We start from the raw sequence: 11,481 nt of genomic DNA, 5'->3' as shown, positions 1-11,481 counted from the left end.
CTTTTCCACCCCCTTTATTCGTTTGTTACAAGCTGTGTGTAAACGCCGCCTCTTTCGTACAGCTCATCATGTGTTCCGCGCTCTACAGCTTCCCCGTTATCAAGCACGATGATTTCATCGCAGTCGCGTATGGTCGATAATCTATGGGCCACAACAATACAGGTAATCCCACGGTCTTTTATGGAGCTTACAACCTCAAATTCCGTTTTTGCATCCAGCGCAGAGGTGGCCTCGTCAAGAATGATGATGGTCGGATCCTGGGCTAACACACGGGCAATCTCCATTCGCTGCCGCTGGCCGCCCGAAAAATCCTTGCCGCCCTCGGTGATTTTGTAACTGTAGCCGCCGTCACGCCGCATAATATCCTCATGGAGCTGCGCATCCCGGGCCGCCATGATTACCTCAAAATCCTCTATCGAATCATCCCACATTTTGATATTGTTTGCGATTGTATCTTCAAACAAAATAATATCCTGATCCACCACCGCCAACGATCCGGTAAAAACACTTCTGTCGATTTTTTCTATGGGCTTTCCGTCAAATAAGATTTCGCCTTCCCAGGGTTTGTAAAGACCCGAAATCAGCTTTGACATCGTGGATTTTCCGCAGCCTGATGTGCCCACAAAGGCCACGCGGCTTCCGGTTTTAAGGGTCAAATTAAAGTTCCTGATCAAAGGCTTGGCAAGACGCGAATAACCAAACGTGACGTTTTTAAGTTCAACGCTGCCCGATAATTTGCTGTACTTTGCATCCTCTGAAATCCCATCTCTGCTGCAATTCACATCCGTTGGGTATTCCATCACATCCTCCACACGCTCCATCTGCGCGCGCATTTCCTGGAACGTCTGTCCCGCCGAAATCAACGTCTGCGCGGGTTCGGTAAAAGAACCTAAAAAGCCCTGAAACGCCATGATCATGCCCACTGTAAATTTCCCATCTATTGTAAAATAAACTCCGAGTATCAGTACGGCGATATTGGCCAGTGACGACACAAGCTCAGGGATCATGCCAAGATACTGATTAAGACGTTCAAAACGCACCTGCTGGGTATTCACGCTGGCCTGATAGCCCGCCCACTTTTCAAAAAATCCATTCTCTGCGCCGCTGGCCTTGATGGTTTCCACCATTTCAATCCCCGCCACGGTAGCTCCTGCGAGTTTTCCCGCATCACGCATCTGTACCCGGGTAATGTTCATGCGCTTATTGGATATAATCCTCGAGACCACAAAATTGATTACGATGGAGGCCACCCCCACCAACGTCAGAATCGGGTTGTAGCGAAGCATCACAGCAAAATAAAACACCAGCATAACCGTGTTTAACGCCAACGGCGCAAAAGTCTCTGCCAATGACTGGGCAACCGAAGCATTCATTCTCTGCCTCTGCTGAATATCCCCCGCCATACGCTGGGAGAAAAATTCCATCGGCATCCGAAGAACCTTCCACATATAATCGGTGCTTCCCACCGCCGAAAGCTGACCGTTTATCTTCAGCGAATACACAGCTTTGATCCATTCCACAATAAGCTGTATCACGCTTATTCCTCCAAGCGCGAAAATAAACGGCAAAAACCATTCCGGGTTTTCACCGGTAAGCAGCCTATCCAGGAAAACCCGTGAGAATGCCGGGGTGATAATCCCCAACAGAGCGGTAATCAGCGTTGTCAGCGCCACAAACACCATTGCTGTTTTAGCCTCTTTCAGCCGTTTTTTCGCAAATTTCAGTATGCTTTTGGGGGCTCCGCCCGGCTCGAAACTCTCCGCAGGCTCGAACATCAGGCAAATCCCCGTAAAAGACTTGTCAAATAGTTCCATGGCCACGGAATAACTCCCTTTTGCAGGGTCGTTCAGGTATGCCTTGCTGCCCTTGAAGCCGTCCAACACTACAAAATGATTGAAATTCCAATGAATGATACAGGGAAATTTTCCATTCTCTTTTAAACCCTCCGGCTCATAGCGATAGCCCTTTGCTGCCAGCCCATAGCTGCGTGCTGCTTTTAGGATATTTTTTGCGTTGGAACCGTCGCGCGATACGCCGCAGTCGGCGCGTACCTGCTCAAGGGGTATCCATTTCCCATAATATGCAAGGATCATCGTAAGAGAAGCTGCGCCGCATTCCAGTGTTTCCATCTGCATTACCACAGGAACTTTCACCTTGCCGGTTCTGACAGGCTGCTTTATCTTTTTCGTACCCATCTTCAGACTCACCTCTCAATTCAGTATAAACGACATCGGCGATACGCTTTCTGTAACGATTTCAGTCTTGTATGTACCGTCTGGAATATCCACATCTGCAAATATCTCATACCTCCACTCACCCTCGGAAAAACCTCCGAGATGCATCAAATAGGGATCCATATCCGCGTTTACGGCAATCGGCCTTTCGGCAATTTCAGAAACAGCGAAATCATTCCCGCTTACCCTTACCAGCATTCCCGTTTTAATCTTAGCGGCGTCTTTCTCCGTAACATAGCAGATAAAAATGCCGTTTTCGCATGTCCCCGCGGAGAGGATCTTGCTTTCGAGACGCCCGAACACTCCCCAGACGCATACTCCCGCCACCAAAACAATCACTGCCGCCAGCATCACCCATACGCTCGGATTGGATACGCGGATATAATCATTTAGCTGCTCGTGAGAAGAAACGCGGTCAATACTTGATTTACGAAAAATTTGTTTATTATTATACTTCATGTGAACCTCCAGCTATATTTTAATACAATTATTAAACAATTTAAATCAAACTTCAAAAAAAGCAGATTAACTGCCAAAAATAGCATTAATCTGCCAAAATTTCATGGAAACGTTATAAATTTGCAGTTACTAGCGCTACAGCAAACGTTTTATATCTGGATACGAAGAGATTCATGCGGCGTTGCCGGAAGCCAGGAATTCATGAAATACGCCGAACTCCTGACGGCCTTCAATCATAAAAAGGGGTTGTCCCATTAAATATTACTCCGGCAAAGACAGATACATTTTGCCTCCTGACATCCTATATCCGGCCCAGAATATCTCAATGGGACAGCCCCACAAAACCATATCAGCAGAAACAGACTAAAAGATGTGTATCACTTAACGCTTCGGCATCTGAAATCCCGTAAGCGCCTGATTCAAATAATCGTTAAAGGGTTTCATGATCCGGAATATTTCTGCCGCCTTTGCAAGCAATGCTTCGGCGTCCTTTAATTCCTCATCCTGCAGCGGATATTCCAGATACCAGCTTTTAAATTTCAGGTACTCCGCCTGGGGATGTTCTTTCTCATATCCTGCCGGAACATTTTTCAATGCAGTACCCTGCACCGTGAAATGTTTTTTAAACTCCGGCTCATGTATGATTTTTTCCCATTCCCGGCCATGGTCCGTGATGTAATCCCGCACCATCTTTGTGGCGTCCTTGAACATATCCGCAAATAAGCCGCCGCCTAAAAAAGACTGATTGCCGGGCTTTATCATAAGATAATAACCCACAGGAACCGGCAATTTGCCCTTAGAGGAAATATGAGCGCGGAAGGCGGGATTATAAGGGGATTTATCATGGCTGAAACGGGTATCCCTGACAATCTTAAAGGTAAGATCTTTAGGATTGTTATGCAGGATACTGCTGTCAAACGTTCCGATTTCCTGTATCAGCGCCTGCAGGAATGCTTCAAATTCTGCATTTGCCATTTTAAATCTGTCTTTGTTGGCATGATAAAATTCACGGTTGTTATTCATGCTTAATTCCGATAAATAATCTATAATTGCCTGTGTATTCATTCTTCTGTCCTCTCCTTTATGAGTTCCGGATAACGGAAAGCTGCGTGGAATCTAAAAATTCCTGTATCAGATGCCTGGTGCGCTGGGGAGACTGATAAGGCTTACAGAAGGAAAAATCCTGTGATAAATCATCAATTTCTTCCATGGCGTTTTTCACATCCCTCATGGTCTGAACGGGAATTTCCGTGGCTGTCACATAGTCTAACTGCATCGGGTTAATCCGATGATTTTGTATGGCATAATTGATCCTGTCCCTGCATTTACAGCTTCCACGGCCGTATTCTCCGCAATATTTTCCAAGAAAATCCGCCATTTTTCTGCGTATGCGGGAAAGCCGCTGACGGTAGGCTTCCGGAGTCATTTCCAGTATCTCTCCTGCCATGCGGCTGTCAATCTGAAACATCGTGCCCAAGATAAAGATACATCTGCTTTCCGCATCAAGACACTGGAGCATAACATTGGTGCAGGACATTTTCAGTTCCTCCGCCAGAAGCTCCTTCTCCACATTCTGGGTCAAATCCGGCACATCCTGGATATTTCCGTTTTCTATATCGTCTCCGTAATATTCAAAGCTGGGCGCAAAACGGGCAAACATGTGCTTTTTGTAACTTTTCAGGTGATTCACGGCTATGCGGAACACCCAGGTTGTAAAGGCGCTGTCTCCCCGGAACGACGACAGATGCGTTATCATTTTCAGCAGAATATCCTGTGCGGCGTCCTCCGCGTCTGAGAATGTGCCGAGCATCCGCAGGGATAAATTAAATACCATGTCCTGAACCTCCGTCACCAGAGCTTCAAGGGCTTTTTTATCCCCTGCGGTGGCTTTCTTTACTAAATCCTGTAATTCTTCCTTGTTTTTGTTCTTCATCATTTTACCTCCTACCTGATTAGACACGTTTTCTTTGGCTGTGTGACAAAAATTTTCAAAAAAATTTATATAATCTGCAAAGTACTGCGATATTTAACCGCCGGAGTAATATGTTCCCGCCGCAATAATCATATACGGCAAAGCAGAAAAAAGCAACCCTTCCGTCCGGCTGCCCCGGCGCATGTAAAAATCCATTGACATAATTTTTTTGCTGCTTTATAATATTTTTATTACATCCGTAAGATTAGGAGGGATTTATCTTGAAAAAACTGCCTCAGATTTCCGAAGCTGAATTTGAAGTTATGAAAATTGTCTGGAAAGAATCTCCCATCAGCACCAATGAGATCACAGACCGACTGGTGAGAACCACATCCTGGAGCCCGAAAACCATCCAGACGCTCATCAAGCGTTTGGTGACGAAAGGCGCCCTGACCTATGAAAAGCACAGCAGAATGTTTGTCTATACTCCTCTGGTCAGTGAGGACGAGTACATTGGCCAGGAAAGCAGCTCTTTCCTGAAACGGTTCTACAACGGCAACATTTCCGCCATGCTCTCGGCCTATCTTGAGCATGACAGGCTCTCAGAAACAGAACTAAGCGCGCTGCGCTCTCTTCTGGACAAAAATTCTCCAAAAGGGGGAAACTGACATGGAAGCTTTCATCATCCGTTTTCTTATCTGCAATATTTTTATCAGTATCATCGCCGGAGCGCTTCTGACAGCCAAATTCCTGCTGCGCAAAAGCCTTACCAGCCGTATGCAGTATAATCTTGGGTTTCTTCTGCTTATCCTGCTGACAGTCCCCTTCCTGCCTGCCGGGCAATTGGGAAATCTGCAGGTTTTTTCCTGGTTCAGCCAGACTTCCGCCTCCCCCGACACAGCTTCCGCAGAAAACACCGCCCCGATTCCTCAGACAGCCCAGACAGACTGGATGAATGATTTCAGTATCACCGTCAGCAGAAACACTCCCTCCGCCGTGGGGCTCCTGCTGTGGATTTTATGGATTGCAGGGATGTTCGCCATGGGCCTGTTTCTTTTAACATCCGCCCTTCGTTTCCGGGCCCTGAAAAAATCCGCCCTTCCACTGCAGAACCCCAAACTGCGCAGCCTGTATCATTGCTGCCTGGAAGAAATGAACATCACAAGAAAGATTCCCATTTACAGTACGGCATTTTTGAAATCCCCGGTGATTGCAGGACTTTTCCGTCCCCGCATTTACCTGCCGATTTTTCTGATTTCCGGCTGCAGCCGTAAAGACCTGCGGTATATGCTGCTTCACGAGCTTTCCCATTACCGGCACAGAGACGCCCTTGCAAACCTTCTGATGAATCTCGCCTGCGTATTCTATTGGTTTAACCCTTTTGTGCGGTATGCCCTGAAAGAAATGAAAAACGACGGGGAACTGGCCTGCGACGCTTCCGTTTTAAGGATGCTGAGAAAAGAGGATTATGCCGACTACGGAACCACATTGATTAATTTTGCCGAAAAAATATCATGTTCCCCCTTCCCTTTTGTTTCCGGTATGGGCGGAAGCATGGCGCAGATGAAAAAACGGGTGCTTCACATTGCAACTTTTCAGAAAGCCTCCCGCCGAAAAATTTTCCGGGGATTTCTTATCTGCGGGCTGCTGACCCTTCTGTGCGCTGCTTTTCTCCCGCTTCTGTCTCTGCAGGCAGGAAATCAGAGCCGCTGCCTCTTTTCTGAACAGGGAAAGAACGTTACATACCTTGACTTAACTGCTTCTTTCGGCGAATATGACGGCAGTTTCGTTCTGTATGATTCTGCAAATGACGCATGGCAGATTTACAATAAAGAGCAGGCTCAGACACGCCTTACGCCTGTTTCCACCTACAAAATCTACAGTGCGCTGCTGGGCTTGGAAGCCGGCATTATTTCCCCGGAGCACTCCCGAATCGCCTGGGACGGCAAGCCTTACCCATTTGACTCCTGGAATGGTGACCAGACGCTGGACTCTGCCATGGAGCATTCCGTAACCTGGTACTTCCAGTCCATCGACCGGCAGGCAGGCAAACCGTTAATCCGGGATTTTATTCAGAAAATAGGCTATGGCAGCCAGACTGTTACCGGAGATATATCCACTTACTGGACAGATTCCACTTTAAGCATCTCTCCCATTGAACAGGTGGAGCTGCTGCAAAAATTTCAGAAAAACCAATTTGGCTTCTCACCGGAAAATGTCAATGCCGTAAAAGAATCCATTCACCTGTATGCCGCAGACGGCGGGGACGTCTACGGAAAAACCGGAACCAGAGGAGAACAGGGCCGCAATACCCTTGGATGGTTTATCGGCTATCTTGAGGCAAACGGCAATACCTATTTCTTCGCCACAAACATTCAGCATGAAACCTCTGCTGCCGGGTCTGACGCCGCAGAACTGACTTTTTCCATTCTCTCTGAGTTGGAAATCTGGCAGTAATTTGTCTGACACTGTAGTACTACAGCGAACTTTTTATATTTGGATACGGACGGAACTACCGGATTGCCCTTTGACACGCAAACCGGGCAGCGTTCCGGCGAACTAACTGCCAACTGCGGCTAAGGAAGTCAGGAAAGCCTTCCTTCCTAAGTCTCCGTAAGCAGTGGATTTCGCTTCCACACAATACGCCCATGAATGGTTTGCTTAGCCAAAGGGCAATCCGGCAGTTCCTGTGTATCGAAATATAGATTGTTCATTCTATTTCATATTGTACCAGGCGGACTGCAATTTCCCTGGCCACTGCACTGGATACCTCCATGCCATCCGTCCTGCCCAGATACACGCAAAAATAAACGTTCCCCTGAGGGGTTTCGGCAAATCCGGTAAACCAGGCGTCCGCAACTATCCCCTGGACTTTGCCCATTCCGGTTTTTCCATATATGGAAAAGCCGGTTTCCTGTGATTCTTCCAACAACATTACTTCTTTCAGCGCATTCTTTGTTTCTTCTGAATACACAGAGTCTTTTCCAAATATACGCTCCATGACCTCTGTCTGCTCTTTGGGAGAAATCGCCAGCGACGATTCGATCCAGAACCCGGTCAAAGCACGGTTATTGTTATTGGTATTCAGCTGCCCTTCCCAATCGGAGCTATCGCAGTTTCCATAGGAAAGTCTGTCTAATTCTTCCTGCATCCGCTCCTGGCCGATCTCATCTGTCAGTTCCCTGAAATACCAGACGCAGGAATCGCGGAAAGCCCCCCTGAAATCCTTATCCTGATTCCAGTTTTCATTCCAGAACATTTCCCCGCTCCATTGACGCAGGGAATCGTCCGGATCAAGCAGCCCATGTTCTAAAGCGGTCAGGGATGAAATAATCTTAAAAGTAGAGCATGGAGACCGTCTTGCTGCAGCAAGCTCCTGGTTATATATCTTAAACTGCCGGTTCAACGGATCGTATAGAACTGCAGCCCCATGAAGGCCGCCGAAATATTCTGACCAGTCCTCTTCTGTTTCTGCCGCCTCTGAAAGTTCCTGATTTTCATTTTCACTTTCTGAAAGTTCCTGATTTTCATTTTCACGCTCGGAAGATTTCTGGTTTTCTTTGTTTTCACTCTCTGAGGATTCCTGTTCCTCCTCTTTTCCCTCCTCAAAGGCTTCTGTTTCTGATTCTGCCGATTTTTTTTCATCACTGAAATTTTCAGAACAGCCGCTAAAAATAAGTATGAACATGATTACACATCCCAATAATTTTACAAAATGATTCTGTTTTTTCATAAATGCCTCCTGTTTCATTTCTGTGAATTCACTGGCAGTTCCTCTGTCCTGCCGCGATTTTACCATTAATCCGTTCTGGTATTCAACGCCTGAGACGCCTCGCCGGTAATGATTTTGTCCTGACTCTCCAGGCCGAAATAATAATTCAGAATATTTTTTCCCACGGCTGTGGCATTGGAGGAGCCATATCCGTTGGCAATCCGCACTGCCATGGTGATTTGCGGCTGTTCTGCCGGCGCATAGCCTATAAACAGGGCATGATCCGGCCTGTTTTTCGCTTCCTGGGCAGTTCCCGTTTTTCCGGCAACGTCAATTTTCATATCCTTTAAGACTGCGTTATTCTCTGCAAACTTAAGCATTCCGGACTGAACCGTATGCCACACAGAATCCGGCAGTTCTATTTTTTCTTCAATGACGGTTTCCTTGGGTGCAAATTCCCCTGCAACATCTGTTTCCCCTTCAATCAGTGACAGGGAAAAAACATTTCCCTTAGAAGCAATGGCGCTTACATATCTTGCCAGCTGAATAGTTGCATAGTTATGGGTGCCCTGTCCGATGGCGGAAGGAATGCCGTAAGCGTCTGTTACGTGAGGTTTAGACTCTGCGATCTCAATTCCGGACTTTTTATCCAGACAGAACAGCTCTGAGTACTCCCGCAGCCGCTTCAGCGCCAGGCTGTCCGCATATTCCGGGTTCTTTGCTGTTCCCATCTGATAGGCGATTTCACACATATAATCATTACAGGAAAACTGCAGCGCCTCCGGCGCGTTCGCCACAGTTCCATGTCCGGAATGCTTCCAACATTTCAAACTGGGCTCCACCTTGTCAAATACCCCGTCGCAGAATACGGAAGAATCAGCCCCTATGACTCCTTCCTGCAGTCCGGCCGCAATGGTAACCGGCTTAAAAGTAGAACCAGGAGCCGTAAGCTGCTGCGTGGCCCGGTTATATAAGGGCAGAGACTTATCCTTCAAAAGCTTCTGATAGTAGGCGGAATCCATCTGATTTGCCAGACGGCTGTTGTCATACCCCGGATAAGAAACCAGCGCCAGTACTTTTCCTGTTTCCGGCTGTACCACAACCGCCGACGCAGAGCAGGGGTCTAAGGCCAGCTGCCCGGGCGTCAGCTCCAGATGCTCTATCTTTTCTTTGATAAATGCAAAAGGCTCTTTGGCATTTGACATCAGCTGTCCGTATTCTTTGTCTGTATCTGACAATATTTCCTGTTCATACAGCAACAGGCACAAATCTCTTTCTGAAATCTTGTCCTCAAATACCAGCCGCCGAAACAGTATTTTTTCAAATTCACTGTCATGTTCCAGTTTTTCGGTGATGGCCTCCGCCAACAGACGATACCTCTCATCTATGGTAAAATACCCCTGTTTCCGGGTCACAAACCCTTCTGTCACCCACCCCTGTTCGATGGCATGGCTGAAAAATTCTTTTACACTGATTTCTTTTTTGCTGTTCCACCGCTGATATATCTCATCTTCTTTGTCGATGGCTTCTTCATTCAGCATACCTGTTTTCTCTGCAATGTAGAAAAGATATTCCTGCAGCTCTTCCGACCGCTGACTGCACGCGGTATCTTCTGACAACAATTCTGCCTGCAGCATTTTTATTGTCTCTTCTTTTTTGTCCGCCAACAGCTCCGCCATGTTCCGCTCTAATTCCGATGCATCTGAATCTTTTAGCTTTTCCAGGGAAATCACTTCATTTTCAATCAATGCCCGGTACACGTCATAAATTGGGATACGGATTTCTGTGGCGTCTGAAATTGCGGATTTGTCAAATTCCTTCTCATCAATCAGATTTCCCGCCAGAATTCCCGCCAGGTTCTGTTCCAGGATCTGATATACTGCAATCTGCAGTTCTTTATCAATGGAGAGATACACATCTCTGCCGCTTTCAGCTTCCCGGAGCACCTGCTGCTGTCCCACAATTTTTCCCACATTATTCACTATAATCCGGCGTTCTCCATCCCGGCCCTGAAGCTGTTCTTCCAGGTATTGTTCCATTCCCGCTTTCCCAACCACCGAATCTGCTGTATATTTCCCGTCCGAATCCCCGTATTTTTCCAGTTCTTCCGGTGAAATTTTCCCAGTGTATCCAAGAATATGGGAAAAAGCTTCCCCGCCCTCATACACCCGATTCCACTCCTCGCCAATGGAAATCCCAGGCAGGGAGGGCTGATTTTCATAGATATATGCCACGGTCCGTTCCGATACGTCCCTGGCAAGCACTACGGGCACATATTTTTTATAGGAATTTAAGGACAAAAGGTAGCGGATTCCAAGGATTGTCAAAATTTCCTTTTTGGAATAGGTCTTCGGCAAGCCGTATGCCTTTAATTCTTTTTGGGAGTAACTGTGGGTTCCCTCCCCGTACAGCGCAAATTTTTTATTTTCTGAAAGGTACTGAACCATCTCTTCTGCGCTCATCTTCTGCTGTTGCTCCGTCAGCTCCTCAGGATTGGCTTTGCCGAACACATCCGCCCGAAACCGCAGCAGTTCCACTCCCGTCACCGTATATTCGTAACTGCCGCCGGAACCCACGGTAATGCTTAATCCCTGTGTCAGCTCTTCCTGATTTTTCTCCAGTTTTTTCATTACATGGTAAATCATGCTGTTTAAGGCCAATTGATGCTCCCGCTGGGAACCATACACACCTTCATCTGTCATCGTAACCGTATAAACCAGTTCATTATATGCCAGAACCTCCCCATTGCGATCATAAATCATCCCTCTGGTATTGCAGTCTCTAACGGTTTTGGTGACTTTCAGTTCATAATCTCTGGCATATTTCTGCCCGTTTACAATCTGCAGCTCCCACAGGCGATGGAGCAGAAAAGAAAAAAGAACCGCAAATACGAGAATTAAGGCAAAAAGCCTGGTATTCTGACTTTTCTTAATACTGTGAAAAATCCTGGAGCTGAGGTTTTTTAACATTTGATCTATCCTTTCTGTTTTTTGTATGGGGTATGTATTTTCCGGAACGGATTTTTAATATTACAGTAGTAAGACTTTAATGCAAAAAAATAAATCTTACTGTTGTAATATTCTTTATAAAGATTACAACAGTAAGATTTAAAAGTCAAGGATTTTTTATGTTTGGATACGGACGGAACTGCAGAAGCCCCCTTT

The 11,481-nt window shown here is 46.7% G+C and carries 8 protein-coding genes; 2 read left to right on the top strand and 6 right to left on the bottom strand.

Going from position 1 to position 11,481, the window contains the following annotated elements; translation table 11 throughout:
• Window positions 1-14: 14 nt before the first annotated feature.
• The 4 genes from ACTO17_RS04135 to ACTO17_RS04120 form a co-directional block, all read right to left on the bottom strand.
• Window positions 15-2,195: an NHLP family bacteriocin export ABC transporter peptidase/permease/ATPase subunit gene (locus ACTO17_RS04135; RefSeq protein ID WP_482557003.1), complete on the bottom strand. Its 2,181-nt coding sequence runs from the start codon at window positions 2,193-2,195 to the stop codon at window positions 15-17.
• A 15-nt stretch (window positions 2,196-2,210) separates the two neighbouring features.
• On the bottom strand, window positions 2,211-2,693 hold the full coding sequence (locus ACTO17_RS04130) for a hypothetical protein (protein WP_482557002.1): 483 nt from the start codon (window positions 2,691-2,693) through the stop codon (window positions 2,211-2,213).
• A 381-nt stretch (window positions 2,694-3,074) separates the two neighbouring features.
• The gene (locus tag ACTO17_RS04125) at window positions 3,075-3,758 is read right to left on the bottom strand and encodes a DUF2461 domain-containing protein (RefSeq protein ID WP_172535458.1); all 684 of its coding nucleotides are present in this window, start codon (window positions 3,756-3,758) and stop codon (window positions 3,075-3,077) included.
• Window positions 3,759-3,774: 16 nt separating this feature from the next.
• Window positions 3,775-4,626: an RNA polymerase sigma factor gene (locus tag ACTO17_RS04120; protein WP_172535461.1), complete on the bottom strand. Its 852-nt coding sequence runs from the start codon at window positions 4,624-4,626 to the stop codon at window positions 3,775-3,777.
• A 260-nt stretch (window positions 4,627-4,886) separates the two neighbouring features.
• On the opposite strand from ACTO17_RS04120, the gene ACTO17_RS04115 reads away from it, so the two are divergent.
• Both ACTO17_RS04115 and ACTO17_RS04110 read left to right on the top strand, forming a co-directional pair.
• The gene (locus ACTO17_RS04115; protein WP_172535459.1) at window positions 4,887-5,273 is read left to right on the top strand and encodes a BlaI/MecI/CopY family transcriptional regulator; all 387 of its coding nucleotides are present in this window, start codon (window positions 4,887-4,889) and stop codon (window positions 5,271-5,273) included.
• Between the two features lies 1 nt (window position 5,274).
• Window positions 5,275-7,062 carry a BlaR1 family beta-lactam sensor/signal transducer gene (locus tag ACTO17_RS04110; RefSeq protein WP_482557001.1) on the top strand — a complete coding sequence of 596 codons (1,788 nt, stop codon included), beginning with the start codon at window positions 5,275-5,277 and terminating at the stop codon, window positions 7,060-7,062.
• 253 nt (window positions 7,063-7,315) lie between these two features.
• Here ACTO17_RS04110 and ACTO17_RS04105 read toward each other — a convergent pair whose 3' ends face one another.
• Both ACTO17_RS04105 and ACTO17_RS04100 read right to left on the bottom strand, forming a co-directional pair.
• Entirely contained in the window at window positions 7,316-8,338 is a 1,023-nt protein-coding gene (locus tag ACTO17_RS04105; RefSeq protein ID WP_482557000.1) for a penicillin-binding transpeptidase domain-containing protein, read from the bottom strand.
• A 65-nt stretch (window positions 8,339-8,403) separates the two neighbouring features.
• The gene (locus ACTO17_RS04100; protein ID WP_482556999.1) at window positions 8,404-11,286 is read right to left on the bottom strand and encodes a penicillin-binding transpeptidase domain-containing protein; all 2,883 of its coding nucleotides are present in this window, start codon (window positions 11,284-11,286) and stop codon (window positions 8,404-8,406) included.
• Window positions 11,287-11,481: the final 195 nt, after the last annotated feature.

The organism is Petralouisia sp. (genome assembly GCF_056822245.1).
The sequence above is the reverse complement of the archived record's forward strand: the minus strand, read 5'-3'. Positions and strand labels throughout refer to the sequence as shown.